The 21,517-nt window shown below is 71.1% G+C and carries 13 protein-coding genes; 11 read left to right on the top strand and 2 right to left on the bottom strand.

Annotated elements, in window-relative coordinates:
* Window positions 1-676 precede the first annotated feature (676 nt).
* Both ACH4SP_RS35365 and ACH4SP_RS35370 read left to right on the top strand, forming a co-directional pair.
* On the top strand, window positions 677-2,560 hold the full coding sequence (locus ACH4SP_RS35365) for an ABC transporter ATP-binding protein (RefSeq protein WP_398421268.1): 1,884 nt from the start codon (window positions 677-679) through the stop codon (window positions 2,558-2,560).
* Window positions 2,557-4,557 carry an ABC transporter ATP-binding protein gene (locus ACH4SP_RS35370; protein WP_398421269.1) on the top strand — a complete coding sequence of 667 codons (2,001 nt, stop codon included), beginning with the start codon at window positions 2,557-2,559 and terminating at the stop codon, window positions 4,555-4,557. The genes ACH4SP_RS35365 and ACH4SP_RS35370 overlap by 4 nt, the downstream gene beginning before the upstream one ends.
* A 9-nt stretch (window positions 4,558-4,566) precedes the next feature.
* Here the strand turns inward: ACH4SP_RS35370 and ACH4SP_RS35375 are convergent, their stop codons facing one another.
* On the bottom strand, window positions 4,567-5,196 hold the full coding sequence (locus ACH4SP_RS35375; RefSeq protein WP_398421271.1) for a MarR family winged helix-turn-helix transcriptional regulator: 630 nt from the start codon (window positions 5,194-5,196) through the stop codon (window positions 4,567-4,569).
* Window positions 5,197-5,283: 87 nt separating this feature from the next.
* On the opposite strand from ACH4SP_RS35375, the gene ACH4SP_RS35380 reads away from it, so the two are divergent.
* The 5 genes from ACH4SP_RS35380 to ACH4SP_RS35400 all read left to right on the top strand — a co-directional run bounded on the left by ACH4SP_RS35380 (window position 5,284) and on the right by ACH4SP_RS35400 (window position 11,289).
* Window positions 5,284-5,922: a YitT family protein gene (locus ACH4SP_RS35380; RefSeq protein WP_398421273.1), complete on the top strand. Its 639-nt coding sequence runs from the start codon at window positions 5,284-5,286 to the stop codon at window positions 5,920-5,922.
* 36 nt (window positions 5,923-5,958) lie between these two features.
* Window positions 5,959-6,534: an NADPH-dependent FMN reductase gene (locus ACH4SP_RS35385; protein WP_398421275.1), complete on the top strand. Its 576-nt coding sequence runs from the start codon at window positions 5,959-5,961 to the stop codon at window positions 6,532-6,534.
* Between the two features lie 3 nt (window positions 6,535-6,537).
* Window positions 6,538-6,981 (top strand): PPOX class F420-dependent oxidoreductase, encoded by a 444-nt coding sequence (locus ACH4SP_RS35390; protein WP_398421277.1) that lies wholly within the window; start codon window positions 6,538-6,540, stop codon window positions 6,979-6,981.
* 504 nt (window positions 6,982-7,485) lie between these two features.
* A complete protein-coding gene (locus ACH4SP_RS35395; RefSeq protein WP_398421278.1) occupies window positions 7,486-9,510 on the top strand; it encodes a M4 family metallopeptidase in 2,025 nt (674 codons plus the stop codon).
* Window positions 9,511-9,639: 129 nt separating this feature from the next.
* Window positions 9,640-11,289 (top strand): sensor histidine kinase, encoded by a 1,650-nt coding sequence (locus ACH4SP_RS35400; RefSeq protein WP_398421280.1) that lies wholly within the window; start codon window positions 9,640-9,642, stop codon window positions 11,287-11,289.
* 10 nt (window positions 11,290-11,299) lie between these two features.
* Here the strand turns inward: ACH4SP_RS35400 and glgP are convergent, their stop codons facing one another.
* Window positions 11,300-13,948, bottom strand: a complete 2,649-nt coding sequence (gene glgP, locus ACH4SP_RS35405) for an alpha-glucan family phosphorylase (RefSeq protein WP_398421282.1) — start codon at window positions 13,946-13,948, stop codon at window positions 11,300-11,302.
* Window positions 13,949-14,518: 570 nt separating this feature from the next.
* On the opposite strand from glgP, the gene ACH4SP_RS35410 reads away from it, so the two are divergent.
* The 4 genes from ACH4SP_RS35410 (at window position 14,519) to ACH4SP_RS35425 (ending at window position 21,496) form a co-directional block, all read left to right on the top strand.
* Complete coding sequence (locus ACH4SP_RS35410; protein WP_398421284.1) at window positions 14,519-15,757, top strand: S8 family peptidase; 1,239 nt, start codon at window positions 14,519-14,521, stop codon at window positions 15,755-15,757.
* 373 nt (window positions 15,758-16,130) lie between these two features.
* Window positions 16,131-18,161, top strand: coding sequence for an alpha-1,4-glucan--maltose-1-phosphate maltosyltransferase (locus ACH4SP_RS35415; protein ID WP_398421286.1), 2,031 nt, complete (start codon window positions 16,131-16,133; stop codon window positions 18,159-18,161).
* Window positions 18,158-19,906, top strand: a complete 1,749-nt coding sequence (gene treS, locus ACH4SP_RS35420) for a maltose alpha-D-glucosyltransferase (protein ID WP_398421288.1) — start codon at window positions 18,158-18,160, stop codon at window positions 19,904-19,906. Before ACH4SP_RS35415 ends, treS begins: the two co-directional genes overlap by 4 nt.
* A gap of 153 nt (window positions 19,907-20,059) precedes the next feature.
* Window positions 20,060-21,496: a maltokinase gene (locus tag ACH4SP_RS35425; RefSeq protein ID WP_398421290.1), complete on the top strand. Its 1,437-nt coding sequence runs from the start codon at window positions 20,060-20,062 to the stop codon at window positions 21,494-21,496.
* Window positions 21,497-21,517 lie beyond the last annotated feature (21 nt).

Genomic DNA, 21,517 nt, shown 5'->3' on the forward strand with positions numbered 1-21,517 from the left:
GGACGGCACGGGGTGCGAACGTACGAACCCCGGGGGACGCACGGGGTACGTGCTACGAGACGCTGGCACGGCATCGAGGGCGGGCGGCTCCCCGGAGCGGCACGGGAGGCGGACGTACGAACTCCGGGGACGGCATGAGGTGCGTGCGCACGAGACGCCGGGACGGCATCGGGGGCGGGCGGGCCTCCGGGGACGGCACGGGGTGCGAACGTACGAACCCCGGGGGACGCACGGGGTACGTGCTACGAGACGCTGGCACGGCATCGAGGGCGGGCGGCTCCCCGGAGCGGTACGGGAGGCGGACGTACGAACTCCGGGGACGGCATGACGTGCGTGCGCACGAGACGCCGGGACGGCATCGGGGGCGGGCGGCCTCCGGGGACGGCACGGGGTGCGAACGTACGAACCCAGGGGACGCACGGGGTACGTGCGTACGAGACGCTGGCACGGCATCGGGGGCGGACGGGCCTCCGGGGACGGTTCGGGGTGCGGACATACGTATCCAGAGGGCGCCCCACGGGACGGACGCTCCCGCGGGCGGCCCAGAGGTGCGCACTGCTCACGAAAGCGGTCCCGGGAGGGGCGGACGGCTCGCGGTCCGGGGACGTAGCGCGTGTCGCGTCGTGCCTCGAATACTCACTGGGCTATGTCGGAGGCGGCTCGTAGGCTCGGGCCGATGACCGGTACACGCACCTCCCCCGCGCCCAAACGCTCCGCCATACGTGCCCTGCTGCGGCTCTGGCCCTATGTCAGACCGGTCCGAACTCGCTGGGCCAGTGCGGCAATTGTCGCGATCGTGGCCTCGTGTCTGAGCCTGCTCTTCCCTCTTGTCCTGAAATGGATGGTCGACGGGCCGATCGCGGAAGGCGATCCGGGCGGGGTGTGGCTGGGGGCGGGCGCGCTGCTCGGGCTCGGCATCGTCGAGGCGCTGCTGTTCGGGTTCCGGCGCTGGCTGGTCGCGCGGCCTCTCGCCTCGGTGGAGGCACAGTTGAGGGCCGATCTCTTCCGGCACGTACAGCGGCTGCCGGTGGCGTTCCACGACAAGTGGGCCTCGGGGCAGTTGCTGTCGCGCGGTACGACGGACCTGATGCTGATCCGGATGTTCCTGGCGTTCCCGCTGACGTTCCTGATCGTCAACGGGACCACGATCCTGGTGGGGTTCGTGATCCTGCTGATGCAGGAATGGTCGCTGGGTCTTGTGCTGATGCTGCCGGTGGTTCCGCTGATCGTCCTGTGCGCGCTCTTCGAGGTGAAGTACGCCCTGGTGTCGCGCAAGGCGCAGGACCAGGTGGGCGATCTGACGACGGTCGTCGAGGAGAGCGTGCTCGGCATCCGGATCATCAAGGGCTTCGGCCGGCACCGGGCGCAGGCGACCGCGTTCCGTGAACTGTCGCTGCGGCTGCGCGGAACGGAGCTGCACAAGGCACGGCTCCTCGCGGGCGTTCTGGGCCTGATGACGGTGATCCCGGAGCTCGCCATCGGTGCGGCGCTGGTGCTCGGCACGATCCAGGTGGCCGACGGGGGTCTGTCGGCGGGCACGCTGGTCGCGTTCCTGTCGACGGCGCTGGCGCTGCGCTGGCCGGTGGAGTCGCTCGGCTTCCTGCTCGCGATGTGCCAGGAGGCGGCGACGGCGACGGACCGGTACTTCGAGGTGATGGACGTGGCGGAGGAGACCGAGGAAGGGGAGGAGGGGGAAGTTCGGCTCGGGGAGAAGACCGGGGCCGGAGCCGGTGGGCTTCGGTTCGAGGGCGTCGAGTTCCGGTACCCGGACGCGCCCGCCGACTCCGTACCCCTGCTGAACGGCATCGACCTGCACATCCGGCCGGGCGAGACGCTCGCGCTGGTCGGGGCCACCGGGTCGGGCAAGACCACGCTGACCGCGCTGGTGCCCCGGCTGCACGAGGTGACCGGCGGGCGCATCACGCTCGACGGGCGGGACATCGCCGCGATGCCCCGCGAGGAGCTGCGCTCTCTGGTGTCGGTGGCGTTCGAGGAACCGACGCTGTTCTCGACGTCGGTCGGGGACAACGTACTGATGGGGGCGGGCGGAACGGACGTCGGTGACGACGAGCTGCGTCGCGCGCTGGGCATCGCCCAGGCCGACTTCGTGCACCGGCTGCCCGAGGGCGCGGACACCGAGGTCGGCGAGCAGGGGCTCAGCCTCTCCGGCGGGCAGCGGCAACGGCTCGCGCTGGCCAGGGCGGTGGTGGGCAGCCCGCGCTTCCTGGTGCTCGACGACCCGCTCTCGGCACTCGACGTGCACACGGAGGCGCTGGTCGAGGCGGCGCTGCGGCGGGTGCTCGACGACACCACGGCGCTGGTGGTGGCACACCGGCCGTCCACGGTGATGCTGGCCGACCGGGTGGCTCTGCTGTCCGGCGGCCGCGTCGCGGCGGTGGGCACGCACCACGAACTGCTGCGGGACAACGCGGAGTACGCGTGGCTGATGTCGGGCGCGGACGCGAGTACCGGTGCCGGTGCCGGTGCCGGTGCCGAAACGGGCGGGATACCCGGAGCCCGGCCGACCGGGAAGAGTCTTCACGAAGGGGCGGACGCGTGACCACCATCGATCAGGGCCAGTCGCCCGGCGCCACGAAGAAGCCCGGCGGGGCCGCCGAGGCCGACTCCAGGCCCAAGTCCGAGCCCGAGTCCGAGTCCCAGCCCAAGTCCGAGGCTACGTCCAGGTCCGCGGAGACCCGGCCGAAGTCCGACCCCGCATCCCCCGCATCCCCCGACTCCCCCGCCTCCCCCGCCTCCCCCGCCTCCCCCGACTCCTTCGACCAGGACGACCTCCCCTCACCGCCCGGCGCCACCTGGCACCTGCTCGGTTCGCTGCTGCGGCCGCGTCGCCGGTACGTCCTCGTCTCCGTCTTCTTCCTGCTCCTCCAGCAGGCCGCCGTGCAGGCGGGACCGCTGCTGGTCGCGTACGCCATCGACCGCGGCGTGCCCGCGTTCCGGCGCGAGGACTACGGGCCGCTGATCGCGGTCGGGGTCGGCTACCTGGTCTGTTCGGTGGCCTCCGGCCTGCTCCAGTACGCCTTCTTCCGTACGTCCGCACGCGTCAGCCAGGACGTACTGCTCGATCTGCGCGGCAGGATCTTCCGGCACGCGCAGGCGCTCAGCGTGGACTTCCACGAGCGCTACACCTCGGGCCGGCTGATCTCCCGCTCCACCACCGACGTCGAGTCGCTGCGCGAGCTGCTCGCCGAGGGGCTCCAGGAGCTGATCGGTGTCGTCCTCGCCTTCGTGTACATCTCGGCGATGCTGCTCTGGCTGGACTTCGGGCTCGGGGCGGTCGCGGTGGCCTCGTTCGTACCGCTGTATCTGCTGGTGCGGCTGTACCAGCGGCGGGCCGGTGTCGTCTTCGGCCGCCGGTCGACGGCGGTCGCCGCGGTGATCGTGAAGTTCGCGGAGACCCTGAACGGCATCCGCCCGGTGCAGGCCTTCCGGCGCGAGCGCGCCAACGACAAGGCGTTCGCCGCGCTCAACCGCAAGCACGAACTCTCCAACGGCGACGGCCTGTTGGAGATGGCGCGGTACGTGACCGGCTCCCGCCTCGTCGCGAACACCGCCGTCGCGGGCATCGTGCTCTGGGGCGCCTACCGGGTCGCCGACGACACCCTCGCCCTGGGTGTGCTGGCGGCCGCGGTCCTGTATCTGCGGCGGCTGTACGACCCGATCGACCGGCTCGGCATGTTCCTCAACGCCTTCCAGTCGGCGGTGGCCTCGCTGGAGAAGATCGCCGGACTGCTCGCGCAGACCCCGACGGTCCCTGAGCCCGCCGAGCCGAGGACCCTCCCGGCCAAGGACTCCGCGCACCCGGGCCGCGGCGTGGAGTTCGACGGCGTACGGTTCGCCTACCGCACCGGCGGCGAGGTGCTGCCGCGCTTCGACCTGACCCTGGCCGCCGGGGAGACGGTCGCGGTCGTCGGCTCGACGGGTGCGGGCAAGTCGACGCTGGCGAAGCTGCTGGCCCGGTTCTACGACCCGACCGAGGGGCGGGTGCTGCTCGACGGCACCGATCTGCGCGACCTGCCGGTGCCGGAGCTCCGGCGCGGGGTGGTCATGGTCACGCAGGAGGCGTTCCTGTTCTCCGGCACGGTCGCCGAGAACATCGCGATCGGCCGCCCGGAGGCGACCCGCGAGGACATCGAGCAGGCCGCGAAGGCGATCGGCGCGCACGAGTTCATCGTGGGGCTGCCCGACGGCTACGACACGGACGTGCGCAAGCGGGGCGGGCGCATCTCCGCGGGCCAGCGGCAGTTGGTGGCGTTCGCCAGGGCGCTGCTGGCGGACCCGGCCGTGCTGATCCTGGACGAGGCGACCAGTTCGCTCGACATCCCCGGCGAGCGGGCGGTGCAGCAGGCGATGCACACGGTGCTGAACGGCCGTACCGCGGTCGTCATCGCGCACCGGCTGTCCACGGTGGAGGTCGCGGACCGGGTGCTGGTGATGGAGCACGGACGGATCGTCGAGGACGGCGCACCGGCCGAACTCATCGGCGGCGAGGGCAGGTTCGCCGATCTGCACCGGGCGTGGCGGGACAGTCTGGTCTGACCGGTCCGATCACCGGCCCTCGGGCTGCGAGGCCGTGCGGCCCCCCGGTCCCTCCGCGCACTTGGGGGGCCGCGGCTCCTTCCCGTCCGAGAGGTGCCGTACGACGATCTCGCCGATCTCCGCGTAGGCGGCGAGCTGCTCGGGCGTCAGCAGGTCGACGAAGCCGCGGCGCACCGACTCGACGTGCGGCGGGGCCGCCTCGTGGAGGGTGCGCAGCCCGTCGTCGGTGAGTACGACCTCCGCGCACCGCGCGTCCGACGCGCATCCCTCCCGCACGATCAGGCCCCGCTGCTGCATCCGCTTCAGGTGGTGCGAGAGGCGGCTGCGCGACCAGAGCATCCGGTCCGCCAATTCACTGATCCGGCACCGGTGTTCGGTGGAGAAGCCCAGATGGGAGAGCACGTCGTAGTCGGCGTCCGACAGCCCGCTGTCCGCGGCGAGATCGCGGGAGATCCGCCCGCCGAGCAGCAGGTGCATCCGGCGGTACGCCTGCCAGGCGCGCTGCTCCGATCCGGTCAGCCAGCGGGGCTGCGGATCCGCGGAGGAGTCCGGGGAGGAGTCCGGGGAGGAGTCCGGGGAGGAGTCCGGGGAGGGGGTCTGCGAGGAGGTCGCGGAGGGGTCCGGGGAGGAGGGGGTCACATGTCGCAGCGTACCGAGATTTGGTTGACACGTCATTGAATCGACCTCTACCGTGATCGATGACACGTCAACCAAATGGGGGGTGCGGTGACAGGCGGGACGCGGGACCAGCAGGGCCCACCGGCCCCTTCCCTGACGCGCCGCACGGTCCAACTCGCCGCGGGTCTCGCCCTGTTCGGCATCAGCATGGCCCTGATGATCGCCGCGGGCCTGGGCGCCTCCGCCTGGGACGTGCTCCACCAGGGCCTCTCCCGCAGCACCGGGATCCCCCTGGGGCTGGTCGTCACCGGCACCGGCGTGCTGGTGCTCCTCGCCTGGCTGCCGCTGAAGGTGCGCCCGGGGATCGGCACGGTCGGCAACATCCTCGTCGTCGGACTGGTCGCGGACCGGACGCTCGCCCTGCTCCCGGCCCAGCCCGACGGGGTGGCGGTGCGCACGGCCCTGCTGCTCTCCGGCATCGTGCTCAACGCGCTGGCGACGGGCCTGTACGTCGGCGCGGGGCTCGGCCCAGGACCCCGCGACGGCCTGATGACCGGCCTGGCCCGGTACCGCTTCTCCCTCCGCACGGTCCGCACCGGCATCGAGCTGACGGTCCTGCTCGCAGGCTGGCTGCTGGGCGGCACGGTCGGCGTCGGCACGGTGCTGTTCGCGGTGGCGATCGGCCCGCTGACACAGCCCGCCCTGCGCCTCCTCGCCCTCGCCCCGCGCACTCCCCGGACCCCCTGATTTCCGTTGTTCACCCACTCACGAAGGAACTTCCCCATGTCTTCTCGGCTGTACGTCTTCTCCGCCAGCACCCGTCCGACCTCCTCCGGCCGCCCGCTGGCCCGCTGGGTCGCCGAACTCGCCGCCGCACGCCCTGAGTTCGAGGTCACCACGGTGGATCTGGGCGAGGTCGCGCTGCCCTTCCTGGACGAACCGGAGTACCCGTCGACGGGCCGTTACGCCCATGCGACCACCCAGGCCTGGAGCGAGCGGATCTCCCCCGCCGACGCCTTCGTCTTCGTGATGCCGATGTACAACGGCGGCTTCACCGCTCCCCTGAAGAACGCGATCGACTCCCTCTTCGCGGAGTGGAAGGACAAGCCGGTGGGCCTGATCAGCTACAGCGCGGGGCCGACGGGCGGCGCTCCGGCGATCGAGATGATCCGTCCCGTACTGGACCGGGTGGGCTTCCGCACGGCGGACCGCTCGGTGTCCGTCCCCGGCATCGAGGGCCTGATCGACCGCGCCACGAACACCTTCCCGCCCACCCCGGAGCTGACGGCCGAGGCCTCGGCCCTCCTCGACGAGCTCGCCGCCCTGCTCGTCCCGGCCGCCGAGCCCGCGGGCGTCTGACCCGTGGACACCAGCGCCTCCGCCCCGCGCCCCGAACCGCACCCCGCGCCGCGCCTCTCCGCCGGCCTGAAGCAACACCTGGACACCTCACCGGCGTTCGGCACGGTGGCCACCCTCCTGCCCGACGGCCGGCCGCACCTCACCGTGGTCTGGGTGACGCGGGACGGCGACGACCTGCTCTTCTCCACCACCGTCGAACGTCTCCAGGGCAAGAACCTGTCCCGGGACCCCCGGGTCACCGTCCTCGTCACCGCCCCGGACGACCCCTACGCGTACGCGGAGATCCGGGGGACGGCGACCCTGACCCCCGACCCGGACCATTCCCTGGCCAACACGCTCTCGCTGGCGCACACGGGCCGCCCGTTCGCCGAGGTCAACCCCTCGTCGGCGGCCTCGGACTTCGTGACGGTGCGCGTCACTCCGACCCGCGTCACCGGCCGCCTCTGACGCCGGCCGCACAGGGGGCAGCGTGCCGGGCGACCACCCACACCCCTTCACGCTGCCCCCACAACCCCACGAGTAAGGTCGCGACACAGCCTCAACTTCACACGCCCGCAACACTTTTCGGCTCACCAGGCACACGTTTTCAGCCATGCGGGGATGTTGCGACCCCTACGTGGAGGCTCTCCCTCCGGGCGTCCGCACACGGCGTGATTCGGGTGGGCTTTGCGAAGGCAGCGCGCGCTGCACAGGACACCCACCCGTAAGCCCGTTCGAGGTGGGTTTTCCCGCGTCGCTTTCCTTACGCACCGGCAAACGATCCGGATACCGAACATGACCATTCGGGCAACGGAACGCTTCCGGCCAAGTTGTTGACGGGGTCCTGACAGGGGGCGGGTCCGGCTGTCACTCTTCCGTCGTTCCACGCACCAACTGCTCTGCCTGCTCTGCAAGTTCGACCCGGCCGGCCCGACCCAGCCTGCCGGTACCCCCCTCGCAGAAGGAGTTCGCGTGAGATCCACGCATCGCAAGCGCGCCACAGCGACCGGCGCACTCGTCGCCGCCGCAGCGCTTCTCGTCGGCGTCCAGGCCGGTTCCGCCGCCGCCGACGACCCGTGGACCGCAGCCCCCGCCGGTGCTGCCGCCAAGCCCAACCCCGGCGCCCAGCCCGCCAAGCTCACCCCCGCGCAGCGCGCGGTCCTGCTGGCCAAGGCCAACGAGACCAAGGCGGTCACCGCCAAGGAGCTCGGGCTCGGCGCCAAGGAAGCGCTCGTCGTCCGCGATGTCGTCCAGGACGTGGACGGCACCACGCACACCCGGTACGAGCGCACCTACGGCGGGCTCCCCGTCCTCGGCGGCGATCTGATCGTCAAGAAGGACAAGGCCACCAAGACGCAGGGCGTCTCGCGCTCCAACACCGCGAAGCTCCAGGGCATCGCGGCCGCCGCGAAGGTGGCCCCGGCCGCCGCCGAGAAGCAGGCACTCGGCCTCGCCAAGGCGGAGGGGTCCGACAAGACCAAGGCGTCCATCGCCCCGCGCCAGGTGGTGTGGATGGGCACCGGCGCACCGGTCCTCGCGTACGAGACCGTCGTCGGCGGCTTCCAGCACGACGGCACCCCCAACGAGCTGCACGTCGTCACCGACGCCGCCACCGGCAAGAAGCTGCACGAGTGGCAGGCCGTCGAGAACGGTGTCGGCAACACCCAGTACAGCGGGCAGGTGACCGTCGGCTCGACCCAGTCGGGCTCGACGTTCAACCTGACCGACGGCGGCCGCGGCGGCCACAAGACGTACGACCTGAAGGGCGGCTCGTCGGGCACCGGCACCCTCTTCTCCGGTCCTGACGACGTCTGGGGCGACGGCACCCCCGCCAACCGCGAGACCGCCGGCGCGGACGCCGCGTACGGTGCGGGTCTCACCTGGGACTACTACAAGAACGTGCACGGCCGCAGCGGCATCCGCGGTGACGGCGTCGGCGCGTACTCCCGCGTCCACTACGGCAACGCCTACGTCAACGCGTTCTGGCAGGACTCCTGCTTCTGCATGACGTACGGCGACGGCCAGGGCAACCAGAAGCCCCTGACCTCGATCGACGTCGCGGCGCACGAGATGACGCACGGCGTCACCGCCGCCACCGCCAAGCTGATCTACAGCGGTGAGTCCGGCGGCCTGAACGAGGCGACCTCCGACATCTTCGCGGCGGCCGTCGAGTTCAACGCGGCCAACACCAAGGACGTCGGCGACTACATGGTCGGCGAGAAGATCGACATCAACGGCGACGGCACCCCGCTGCGCTACATGGACAAGCCGAGCAAGGACGGCGCGTCGAAGGACGCCTGGTACTCGGGCATCGGCAACATCGACGTCCACTACTCGTCGGGCCCGGCGAACCACTTCTTCTACCTGCTGTCCGAGGGCAGCGGTGCGAAGGTCATCAACGGGGTCTCGTACGACTCGCCGACCTCCGACGGCAAGCCGGTCGTCGGCATCGGCCGCGACAAGGCCGAGAAGATCTGGTTCAAGGCGCTGGTCTCGAAGTTCACGGCCAGCACCAACTACGCGGACGCCCGCAAGGGCACCGTCGCCGCCGCGACCGAGCTGTACGGTGCGGCCAGCGCCGAGGTCAAGGGCGTGGAGAACGCCTGGGCCGCGATCAACGTCGGGGCACGCCCCGGCGACCCGGACCCGGGCGGCACGGTCTTCGAGAGCCAGACCGACGTGGCCATCCCGGACAACGGTGCGGCCGTGACCTCCTCGATCCCGGTCACCAAGACGGGCAACGCCCCGGCGACCCTCAAGGTCGACGTGGACATCGTCCACACCTGGCGCGGTGACCTCCAGGTCGACCTGGTCGCCCCGGACGGCACGGTCTACCTGCTGAAGGGCACCAGCTCCGGCGACTCCGCGGACAACGTGAAGCAGCAGTTCACCGTCAACGCCTCCACCGAGGTGGCCTCCGGCACCTGGAAGCTCAGGGTGCAGGACAAGGCGGCGCAGGACACCGGCTACATCAACGGGTGGAAGCTCACCTTCTGATCCACCGGGGTCCGCACGCCAAGGTCCGGACGCTGAAGTCCGACCCCTGAACGACATGCAGGACATGCAGGACATGCAAGTGGTGCCCGGGACCGACGGCGGTCCCGGGCACCACTTACGTTTCCTGGTATGCGTGCCCTCTCTGCTCTGCGCCGCCCCAGCCGGCGGGCCCTGCTCCTGGACCTCGCCCTGTGGGCCTTCCTGAGCTTCTTCGTGCTGATGAAGGGGGACCCGAACGACGGCGTCTCCTGGCCGCTGGTGGTGGCAGGCGTCGTCTCGCTCGGGGCGGGGGTGCTGCTCCACCGCGTCGCACCGCTCGTCTCGTTGACGATCGTGGTGGTGTGCAGCGCCCTGCGCAGTCCGGAGCTGTTCACCCAGTCGTACACGGTGGCGATGTGCGTCTTTGCCTTCCTCGCGGGCAGAGGGGACGCCCGGGTGCGGCCCGCCGTGCTGGTCTTCGCCGGGTACGGGGCGGCAGGGCTCGCACTGAGCCTGACGTACGACGACAAGCTGTGGGTGTGGTTCGCCCAGCTGACGTCGCTGCTGCTCCAGGTGGTGGTTCCGTGGCTGATCGGCAGGTACGTCCGCCGCTACGCACAACTCGTCGCCAACGGATGGGAGTTGGCTGAGCGGATGGAACGCGAGCAGCAGGCCGTCGCGGACCGCGAGCGGTTGCGGGAGCGGTCCCGGATCGCGGGCGACATGCACGACTCGCTCGGTCACGACCTGTCGCTGATCGCGGTGCGGGCCGCCGCCCTGGAGGTCAGCCGGGCCCTGCCGCGGGCCGAGCAGGAGGCGGCCGGTGAGCTGCGCCGGGCCGCCGCCGATGCCACGGCCCGGCTGCGGGACATCGTCGGAGTACTGCGGGCGGACGGCGAGCCCGCCCCGACGACGCCCGCCTACGAGACCGTACCGGAGCTGGTGGAGCGGGCCGCCGCGTCCGGCCTCACGGTTGAACTCACCGAGTCCGGTGGCGAGTTGACACCGCCTCCACCGGTCGCCCGAGCCGTCCACCGGGTCGCCCAGGAGGCCCTGACGAACGCGACGAAACACTCTCCCGGCGCACCGGTACGGGTCCTTCTCGCCCGGGACGAAAAAGCGCGGGCGGTGACCGTGAGGGTCACCAACTCCCCCTCCCCCGCACCCTCTTCACCGGGAACCGCTTCCGGCGGTACGGGCCTGGTCGGCCTGGACGAGCGGGTGCGGCTCGCGGGCGGCACCCTGACGCACGGGCCGACCGGGGACGGCGGCTTCGAGGTGACCGCCCGCCTCCCGCTGGCCGGAACACCACGCCCGCTGCCGCCCCGGGCCCCGGTCGCGGCAACGGAGTTGAGCCGGGCCCGCAGCCACGTACGGCGCGGCCTGGTGCAGGCGATCGTCGCGCCGACGGTGGTGGTCGCGGTGCTCGGGTCGCTGATGCTGGTCTACCAGGAGTACGGAGCGTCCCGGTCGGTGCTCACCCCCGACCAGTTCGACCGGGTGAAGCTCGGCCGGCAGCGGGCCGCGCTGGAAGCACTCCTGCCCGACCACCCCTTGGACGGCCCGCCACCGGGCATCGGCCCCGAACCCGCCGGAGCCGACGACTGCACGTACTTCCGCACCGACCGCTACAAACTCACCCCGGTGTACCGCCTGTGCTTCACCAACAACACCCTGACCTCAAAAGCCCTGACGGACGACGTCCCCAACGAGGAAGAACGCGCCCCACAGTGGCGCGGGGCTGCACTGGATATGCGGCTCCGCCGCATGGGCGCGACCAGCCACGAAGCACCCGCATGACCCCCAGCCCCTACCTCATCAACACCCCCGCCCCCTCCCCCGTAGCCTCGGTAGGCAGCACGACCAACCCCAGATCCACCCCGCTGGCCAGCAGCCGATGCGCAGGCAGCACCCTCACCGTGTACCCGTACGGCCCCGCCCGATCGAGAGCAAGCGGCCCTTCGTAGGTCCACCGCCCCTCCAGATCCGGCCCCGCCGCAGGCTTCAACGGAAAGACCTGCGCCCCTGCGATCCGATCCTCGGAGTCCACGCGCCCCGCGACGGCCTGCACCTCGACGTCGTCGGGCCCGAGATCCCCCAGCTCCGCCCGCACGCGCAGCGAGAGCGTGGAGCCCAGCTCGGCCGTGCCGTTGACGGCGGTGGGGGCGAGCGCCTCGACGTGGTCGACGGCGACGCCGGACCATGCGCGCCGCACCCGTGCCTTCCAGGCGGCCAGCTCCCGTGCCCCGTCCGGCCCGAGGGCCCGGTGGGCGCGGGCCGCGGGGGCGTACAGCCGCTCCACGTACTCGCGCACCATCCGCCCGGCCAGCACCTTGGGTCCCAGTGTCACCAGGGTCTGGCGGACCATCTCGATCCAGCGGTCGGGCAGTTGCCCGCGCCCCTTCTCGTAGAAGCGGGGGGCGACCCGCTGTTCGATCAGGTCGTAGAGGCCGTTCGCCTCAAGGTCGTCGCGCCGGTCCTCCTCGGTGGCCGCCCCGTCGGCGGTGGGGATCGCCCAGCCGAAGTCCGGCTCGAACCACTCGTCCCACCAGCCGTCCAGGACGGACAGGTTGAGACAGCCGTTGAGCGCGGCCTTCATCCCGCTCGTCCCGCACGCTTCCAGCGGCCGCAGCGGATTGTTCAGCCACACATCACACCCCGGGTACAGCTTCTGCGCCATCCGCATGCCGTAGTCGGGGAGGAAGACGATCCGGTGCCTGACCCGGGGGTCGTCCGCGAACCGCACCAGCTCCTGCACGAGCCTCTTTCCGCCGTCGTCGGCCGGGTGGGCCTTGCCCGCGACGACGATCTGGATGGGGCGCTCCGGGTGCAGCAGCAGCTCCATCAGCCGGTCGCGGTCCCGCAGCATGAGGGTGAGGCGCTTGTACGAGGGGACCCGGCGCGCGAAGCCGATGGTGAGGACGTCGGGGTCCAGCACCCCGTCGATCCACCCCAACTCGGCCTCCACCGCGCCGCGTTGCAGCCAGGAGGCGCGCAGCCTGGACCGTACCTCGTGCACCAGGTTCTCCCGCAGCACCCGGCGCAGGTCCCAGATCTCGTCGTCCGGGATGTCGGCGACGGCGTCCCAGCGGGTCGAGCCGCCGACGGACAGCGCGTCCTCGGTGCGGCCCGCCCCGATCTGCCTGGCGCCCAGCCGGAAGACCTCCGGGTCGACCCAGGTGGGGGCGTGCACGCCGTTGGTGACGGAGGTGATCGGCACCTCGTCGGGGTCGAACCCGGGCCAGAGCCCGGCGAACATCCCCCTGCTCACGGAGGAGTGCAGTACGGAGACGCCGTTGGCGCGCTGGGCGAGGCGCAGGCCCATGACGGCCATGTTGAAGAGGTTGGGCTCGCCGCCGGGGTAGGTCTCCATGCCGAGCTGGAGGACCCGCTCAACGTCGACCCCGGCGAGTTCGCCGTCGTCGCCGAAGTGGTGGGCGACGAGCTCGCGGTCGAAGCGGTCGATGCCGGCGGGCACGGGGGTGTGCGTGGTGAAGACGGTCCCGGCCCGCACGGTTTCCAGCGCGGCGTCGAAGTCGAGGCCCGTGCGCCCGAGTTCGCGGATCCGCTCCAGGCCCAGGAACCCGGCGTGGCCCTCGTTCGTGTGGAACACCTCGGGCTCCGGATGCCCGGTGATCCGGCAGTACGCACGCACCGCACGCACCCCGCCGATGCCCAGCAGCATCTCCTGCAACAGCCGGTGCTCGCTCCCCCCGCCGTACAGCCGGTCGGTGACGTCGCGCTCCCCGGGGCCGTTCTCCTCGACGTCCGAGTCCAGCATCAGCAGCGGTACGCGCCCCACGCGCGCCTGCCAGATGTGGGCCCGCAGCGAGCGCCCGCCGGGCAGCCGCAGCGAGACCCGGCACGGGTGCCCGTCGGCCTCCCTGAGCAGGCTCACCGGCAGTTCGTTGGGGTCGAGCACCGGATAGTGCTCCTGCTGCCAGCCGTCCCGGGAGAGCGACTGGCGGAAGTAGCCGTGCCGGTAGAGCAGGCCGACGCCGATGAGCGGCACACCGAGGTCGCTGGCGGCCTTGAGGTGGTCCCCGGCGAGGATGCCGAGGCCGCCCGAGTACTGCGGCAGCGCGGCCGTGACGCCGAACTCGGGCGAGAAGTAGGCGATGGACGACGGCAGTTCGGCCCCGGCCTGCCCGTCCGGCCCCTCCTGTCCCTGGTACCACCGGCGCCCGCCCACGTAGTCGGCGAGGTCGTCGGCGACGGCGCCGAGCCGCCGCAGGAACCGCCGGTCCCCGGCCAGCGCGGCCAGCCGCTCGGCGGACACGGTCCCCAGCAGCCGTACCGGATCCTCCCCCGAGGCCTGCCAGCCCTCCGGATCGACGGACTGGAACAGCTCCCGGGTCTCGGTGTGCCAGGACCAGCGCAGATTGCGGGCGAGATCGCTGAGCGGCCGGAGCGGATCGGGAAGAACGGGACGCACGGTGAACCGACGGATTGCCTTCACCAGGACCTCCCAACGGGGCGGGGCACTCCACGGGCGTGGGTACGATGTGCGGGTGCGTAGCGAGAACCAAGCACGCACAGCTCCTTATCGCTTTGCCGTTCCAAACCGGGCTGGTTTCAACCCGGCTGGTGCTGATCGCGGAAGACCCGACGTCCCGCAGGGACCTCGGGCAGCGTGAGCCAGGAATCCCCTTGCTGCGGCCGGGGGAGGACTCAAGTGACCACCTTCGCAGGGGTAGCAGTTCCGGGCGCGCCGCTCCAAGGCGCGCCCGTTCTCTTTCCCGACGGTAGTTCCCTTCCGTCTCTCCGTGCCACGGCGCACAACCGGCGGGTGGGGGCCGAGGGCGTACCTGAGCGCCGCCGCGAGCCCTTCCGGCACGTTTCCCGCACGAGCGATATGGCCGATTCCGCCCCCTCCGGTGGTCTTGTTGCGGTTCACACCGCACGAGAGGCTGACAAGTGCGCGCGCTGCGGACATACGGAGGAATTCGGCAGACCACCGGATCCAACCGGGCCCCGAGCGGGTCGGCCGCGCGGTGCGGGCGTCGGATCGAGGAGGGGAACCTCGCACATGGCACTGTCGCGTCGTCATCGCATGCGGCTGGCCGGAGCCGCTGTCGCCGTCACCACGGCGGCGGTCGCTTCGGCCGTCGCACTGCCCGCCCAGGCCGCCTCGGCCGCTCGTGCCCCGGCGGCCGAGGGGCGAATACTGGGGGCCGGGTCGGCCGGTTCCGTCGGCAACAGCTACATCGTCACTCTCAGGAGCGGGGCGGGGGGCGTGCAGGCTCCGTCCGCGGCGGGCCGGGCCGTCGCCGCGCGGTACGGGGCGAAAATCCGCCACACGTACAGCAGTGCGCTCAACGGGTATGCGGTGCGGGCGAGTTCGGCCCAGGCAGGGCGGCTCGCGGCGGACCCACGGGTGGCCTCGGTGGCGCAGGACACCACCGTGTCGCTGCGTCACACCCAGCAGGATCCGCCGTCCTGGGGACTCGACCGGATCGACCAGGACCACCTGCCGCTGGACAGGTCGTACACCTGGCCCGAGAGCGCCGGTGCGGGTGTCCACGTGTATGTCATCGACACCGGAATCCGCACCTCCCACCAGGACTTCGGCGGGCGGGCCTCCAACGGCTGGGACTTCGTGCAGAACGACGCCGTCGCCCAGGACGAGAACGGCCACGGCACGCATGTGTCCGGGACCGCCGCGGGCGCTGCGTACGGTGTGGCGAAGAAGGCCGACGTGGTGGGTGTGCGGGTGCTCGACGCCGCGGGGTCGGGGACGACGGCCCAGGTCATCGCCGGAATCGACTGGGTGGCCAAGAACGCGCGGAAGCCCGCCGTGGCCAATCTGAGCCTGGGCGGCGTGGCCAACGCCCAGCTCGACGCCGCGGTGCGCAACGCGATCCGGTCGGGGGTGACCTTCGTGGTCGCGGCCGGGAACGACGGACTGCCCGCGAGCCTCTTCTCGCCGGGCCGGGTCCAGGAGGCCGTCACGGTCGGCGCGAGCGACGCCAGGGACGTCCGGGCGAGCTTCTCCAACTGGGGCGGAGGGCTGGACCTGTTCGCCCCCGGGGTGGACATCACGTCGGCGGTGAACACCGACGACACCGCGAAGGCCACCTTCTCGGGCACCTCGATGGCGGCCCCGCACGTGTCCGGTGCGGCGGCCCTCTACCTCGCCGATCATGCGTGGGCCGCGCCCGCCGACGTCGGCAAGGCACTCACCGACCGGGCGGTCGGGGGCAAGGTGCAGTGGGCCGGACTCGGCTCGCCGAACCGGCTGCTTCAGGTCAACAACCCCCGCCCGTGAGACAGACGGGTTACCAAATCGGCTGGTATGGCTGAAGGTTGAGCAAGCGGGTCCCGCCGGGAACGGCGGGGCCCCTTTGTTTTCCGTCGCCGCGTTCCGCCGCTGTGTTCCGCCGCTGTCTCCGTTCTCGGTTTTCGGCTGTGCATTCGGCCCTTCACGCCTTGCGCGCGCCGTTACGCGGCGGTAGTTAACACGGCACCGGATTGATGCCGGGAGGTGTAGGGGAAGCCTCCCCCGGTACCCGTGAAGAGAGCACCCGTACGACCACCCGCACAACCCGTGTCCCGCAAGTCGAGCACGGAGAGCGACGAGCAGCTACAAAGAGTGCACCCTGCTAAGAGCCCCCGTTGAGCATCGACCCACAGGTGAGCCCATGATCGGTCGTATCCCCGTCCTGGACGTCCTTCCCGCGATCGACCGCGGGCGAAGGCCGGCCAAGGCGGTGGCAGGAGAAACGTTCCAGGTCTCTGCCACCGTCTTCCGCGAAGGCCATGAAGCCGTGGCCGCCAATGTGGTCCTCCTCGATCCCGTGGGCCGTCCGGGCCCGTGGACTCCGATGCGTGAACTCGCCCCCGGCACCGACCGGTGGGGCGCCGACGTGACCCCCGACTCCGTGGGCATGTGGTCGTACGCCGTCGAGGCGTGGGGGGATCCCGTCTCGACCTGGCGCCACCACGCCGGGATCAAAATCCCGGCGGGCCAGGACACCGAACTCGTCCTCACCGAGGGCGCCGAGCTGTACGAACGGGCCGCCGACGGGGTCCCGAAGAAGGACGGTCGCGAGGCCGTGCTCGCCGCCGCGGACGCCCTGCGCGACACCCGCCGCCCGGCCCCCGCCCGGCTGGCCGCCGCCCTCGTCCCCGAGGTCGACGCCGCCCTTCGCCGGTACCCCCTGCGCGAACCCCTCTCCACCTCCGATCCCTTGCCGTTGCTGGTCGAACGGCCGCGCGCGCTCTTCGGTTCCTGGTACGAGTTCTTTCCGCGCTCCGAGGGCGCAAGAGCACCCGAAGGTGGCGTTCCGGGGAGCAGCGAGCCGGTCAGCGGAACGCTGCGTACCGCCGCCGAGCGGCTGCCCGCCGTCGCCGCCATGGGCTTCGACGTGATCTATCTGCCGCCCGTCCACCCCATCGGGACCACCTACCGCAAGGGCCCCGACAACACGCTCTCCGCGACCGGTTCCGACGTCGGCGTGCCGTGGGCGATCGGCTCCGCCGACGGCGGCCACGACGCCGTCCACCCGGACCTCGGCAACTTCGAGGACTTCGACCACTTCGTCGCCACCGCCCGTGACCTGCGCATGGAGGTGGCCCTCGACTTCGCCCTCCAGTGCTCCCCCGACCACCCCTGGGTCACCGAGCACCCCGAGTGGTTCCACCACCGGGCCGACGGCACGATCGCGTACGCCGAGAACCCGCCGAAGAAGTACCAGGACATCTACCCGATCGCCTTCGACCGGGACATGGAGGGTCTGATCGCCGAGACGCTGCGCATCCTGCGCCTGTGGATGGGCCACGGCGTACGGATCTTCCGGGTCGACAACCCGCACACCAAGCCGGTCGTCTTCTGGGAGCGGGTGCTCGGCGAGATCAACCGCACCGACCCCGACGTGATCTTCCTGGCCGAGGCGTTCACCCGGCCCGCGATGATGCGCACCCTGGGAGCCATCGGTTTCCAGCAGTCGTACACCTACTTCACCTGGCGCAACACCAAGCAGGAACTCACCGACTACGCCCTGGAGTTGGCGCACGAGTCGGCCCCGTACATGCGCCCCAACTTCTTCGTGAACACCCCCGACATCCTGCACGCCTACCTCCAGCACGGCGGCCGCCCGGCCTTCGAGGTGCGGGCCGTGCTGGCCGCGACCCTGTCTCCGTCCTGGGGTGTGTACGCGGGCTACGAGCTGTGCGAGAACACCCCGCTCCGGGACGGCAGCGAGGAGTACCTGCACTCCGAGAAGTACCAGCTCAAGCCCCGCGACTGGGAGGCGGCGGAGCGCGAGGGCCGGTCGATCGCCCCGCTGATCACCACTCTCAACCGGCTGCGGCGACGCCACCGGGCGCTCCAGCAGCTGCGGGACATCCACTTCCACCCCACGGACAACGAGGCGGTGATCGCGTATTCGAAGCGCGGCGGCACCACGGACACCACCGGGGGTGATGGAGCCTCGAACACCGTTCTGGTGGTCGTGAACCTCGACCCTCACCACACCCAGGAGGCGACGGTCTCGTTGGACATGCCGGCACTCGGCCACGACTGGCACAGTGCCGTCCCGGTGCGCGACGAGCTCACCGGCGAGACCTACCACTGGGGCAGGGCCAGCTATGTGCGCCTGGAGCCGGGCCACGCGCCCGCGCACATCGTGACCCTGCGACCGTCCCCGCTGACCGGAGGGTCACCCACATGATCGTCAACGAGCCCGTCCACGACACCTTCGAGGACACCCCAGCCAAGGACCGCGACCCCGAGTGGTTCAAGCGCGCGGTCTTCTACGAAGTCCTCGTCCGGTCCTTCCAGGACAGCAACGGCGACGGAGTAGGGGACCTGAAGGGCATCACCGCCAAGCTGGACTACCTCCAGTGGCTGGGCGTCGACTGCCTCTGGCTGCCGCCGTTCTTCATGTCGCCGCTGCGCGACGGCGGCTACGACGTCTCCAACTACACCGCCGTGCTCCCCGAGTTCGGCGATCTCGCCGACTTCGTCGAGTTCGTCGACGCCACGCACCAGCGCGGCATGCGCGTCATCATCGACTTCGTCATGAACCACACGAGCGACCAGCACGAGTGGTTCCAGCAGTCCCGCAGCGACCCCGAAGGTCCCTACGGCGACTACTACGTCTGGGCCGACGACGACAAGCAGTACCAGGACGCCCGGATCATCTTCGTCGACACGGAGACCTCCAACTGGACCTTCGACCCGGTGCGCAAGCAGTACTACTGGCACCGCTTCTTCTCGCACCAGCCGGACCTCAACTACGAGAACCCCATGGTGCAGGAGGAGATCGTCTCCGCCCTGCGCTTCTGGCTGGACCTGGGCATCGACGGCTTCCGCCTCGACGCGGTGCCGTACCTCTACCAGGAGGAGGGCACCAACTGCGAGAACCTGCCCCGCACCCACGAGTTCCTCAAGCGGGTGCGGGAGGAGATCGACGCCTCGTACCCGGACACGGTGCTCCTCGCCGAGGCCAACCAGTGGCCCGAGGACGTCGTCGACTACTTCGGCGACTTCGAGAAGGGCGGGGACGAGTGCCACATGGCGTTCCACTTCCCCGTCATGCCGCGCATCTTCATGGCGGTGCGCCGCGAGTCGCGCTACCCGGTCTCGGAGATCCTCGCCAAGACCCCGGCGATCCCGTCCAGTGCCCAGTGGGGCATCTTCCTGCGCAACCACGACGAGCTCACCCTCGAAATGGTCACGGACGAAGAGCGCGACTACATGTACGCGGAGTACGCCAAGGACCCGCGGATGCGCGCCAACATCGGCATCCGCCGACGCCTCGCCCCCCTCCTGGACAACGACCGCAACCAGATCGAGCTGTTCACCGCGCTGCTGCTGTCGCTGCCCGGATCGCCGATCCTCTACTACGGGGACGAGATCGGCATGGGCGACAACATCTGGCTCGGCGACCGCGACGCGGTACGCACCCCGATGCAGTGGACGCCCGACCGGAACGCCGGATTCTCCTCCTGCGACCCCGGCCGGCTCTCCCTCCCCACGATCATGGACCCGGTCTACGGCTACCAGGTGACCAACGTCGAGGCCTCCATGACCTCGCCGTCGTCGCTGCTGCACTGGACCCGGCGCATGATCGAGATCCGCAAGCAGAACCCGGCCTTCGGGACCGGCTCGTACACCGAGCTGCCGTCGTCGAACCCGGCCGTGCTGGCGTTCCTCCGCGAGGCGCCCTGCTCCGTGGAGGGCGAGGACGACCTGGTGCTGTGCGTGCACAACTTCTCGCGGTTCGCCCAGCCCACCGAGCTCGACCTGCAGATGTTCAACGGCCGCCATCCGGTCGAGCTGATCGGCGGGGTCCGCTTCCCCGCGATCGGCGAGCTGCCGTACCTGCTGACCCTGGCGGGACACGGCTTCTACTGGTTCCGGCTGCGCAAGAGCCAGACCTCGCTGGTCCGGCCGCCGAAGCCGCGGCGCTGAGGGGCGGGTGCCCCCGGCGTACGGTTTCCGCCGTCCCGCCGGGGGCACCCTCCCCCTCAACGCGTACCCGACACGTCCCGTACAACCGGACAGCTTTGCCGTAATCCGGGACACTCTGTGCATTCCGTGTGCCCGGGGAAAGGACGCGATGCCATGTCGGAGGCTGCTTCCGCCTCGCCGCTCACCTCTCCACTCACGTCACCGCCCGTCCCGCACGCCTCGTCCGCACTGCTCGCCTCACTGGCCCCGCTGCTGCACGAATGGCTGCCCCGGCAGCGGTGGTTCGCGGGCAAGGGGCGGCCGGTGACCGGCTTCACGCTGGTGTCGGCGACGGAGCTGCTGCCGCTGACCGGTTCGCCGGGGCTGCTCCATCTGCTCGTACGGACACAGCAGCCCGTGGTGCCCCCGCAGTCCCCCGGCCCCCCGCCGCCCGTCGACTGCTACCAGGTGTTCCTCGGGGTGCGCAGGTCGCTGCCGCCCGCGCTCGCACCGGCGCTGATCGGCCGGGTGCGGGAGGGGCCGCTGGCCGGTCACACCCTGTACGAGGGCCTCGCCGACCCGAAGCTGGCCGGGCTGCTCCTGGAGCGGCTGCGCATGCCGGGCACACTGGGCTCCCTGCGGTTCAGCAAGGACCCCGACGCCACCTTCCCGACCGGTCTCACCGCGCGCCCCCTGACCGCCGAGCAGTCCAACTCCTCGCTGGTGTACGGAAATTCGTACATCCTGAAGGTCTTCCGAAGGGTCCATCCGGGAGCCAACCCCGATCTGGAACTCCCGCTCGCCCTCGCCCACGAGGGATGCGCGCGGGTGCCGGCCCCGGTCGCCTGGTTCGAGGGGGCGAACCCGGACGACCTCTTCGAGCCGTTCACGCTCGGGCTGCTCCAGCCGTTCCTGGACGGGGCGCAGGACGGCTGGCAGCTGGCCCTCAAGTCGCTGTCCATCGGCTGGGAATTCGCCCCGGAGGCACGGGAGTTGGGGCAGGCGGTCGCCGAAGTGCACACCGCGCTCGCCGGTACCCTGCCGACGCTCACGCTCGGCCGCCCGCAGGCGGAGGTGGTCGCGGACCGGATGACCGAGCACCTGGAGGCGGCGGTGCAGGCGGTGCCCGCCCTGCTGCCGTACGCGCCGGGCCTGCGGTCGGCCTTCGACGCCGTACGGGAACTGGGCGCGGCCGGACCGGTCGTGACCGCCCAGCGCGTCCACGGCGACCTGCACCTGGGCCAGACGCTGCACGGCCGGGACGGCGAGTGGTCGGTGATCGACTTCGAGGGCGAGCCCGCGAAGCCGATCACCGAACGCCGTCAGCCGCAGCCGGTCGTACGCGACGTGGCGGGCATGCTGCGCTCCTTCGACTACGCGGCGCGGATGAACCAGCCGTGGAACCCGGCGTGGGCGGACCGCTGCCGCACCGCCTTCTGCGAGGGGTACGCGGCCGCCTCCGGCACCGACCCGCGCGAGCAGCCCGTACTGCTGCGGGCGTACGAGACCGACAAGGCCGTCTACGAGGTGCTGTACGAGGCCCGGCACCGGCCGGACTGGCTGCCGGTACCGATGGCGGCGGTACAGCGCCTCGCAACTCCCCGACCGTGAAAGCCCGTTGAGCCCCCGGCT

The organism is Streptomyces sp. NPDC021093, from assembly GCF_044333135.1.
In the GTDB taxonomy this organism is placed as follows: Bacteria; Actinomycetota; Actinomycetes; order Streptomycetales; family Streptomycetaceae; genus Streptomyces.

What these genes read in the sequence shown, in the direction of transcription:
- ACH4SP_RS35365 (WP_398421268.1), top strand. Translation starts at nt 677, where the DNA reads ATGACCGGTACACGCACCTCCCCCGCGCCCAAACGCTCCGCCATACGT.
- ACH4SP_RS35425 (WP_398421290.1), top strand. Translation starts at nt 20,060, where the DNA reads ATGTCGGAGGCTGCTTCCGCCTCGCCGCTCACCTCTCCACTCACGTCA.
- ACH4SP_RS35385 (WP_398421275.1), top strand. Translation starts at nt 5,959, where the DNA reads ATGTCTTCTCGGCTGTACGTCTTCTCCGCCAGCACCCGTCCGACCTCC.
- ACH4SP_RS35415 (WP_398421286.1), top strand. Translation starts at nt 16,131, where the DNA reads ATGATCGGTCGTATCCCCGTCCTGGACGTCCTTCCCGCGATCGACCGC.
- ACH4SP_RS35410 (WP_398421284.1), top strand. Translation starts at nt 14,519, where the DNA reads ATGGCACTGTCGCGTCGTCATCGCATGCGGCTGGCCGGAGCCGCTGTC.
- treS (WP_398421288.1), top strand. Translation starts at nt 18,158, where the DNA reads ATGATCGTCAACGAGCCCGTCCACGACACCTTCGAGGACACCCCAGCC.
- ACH4SP_RS35400 (WP_398421280.1), top strand. Translation starts at nt 9,640, where the DNA reads ATGCGTGCCCTCTCTGCTCTGCGCCGCCCCAGCCGGCGGGCCCTGCTC.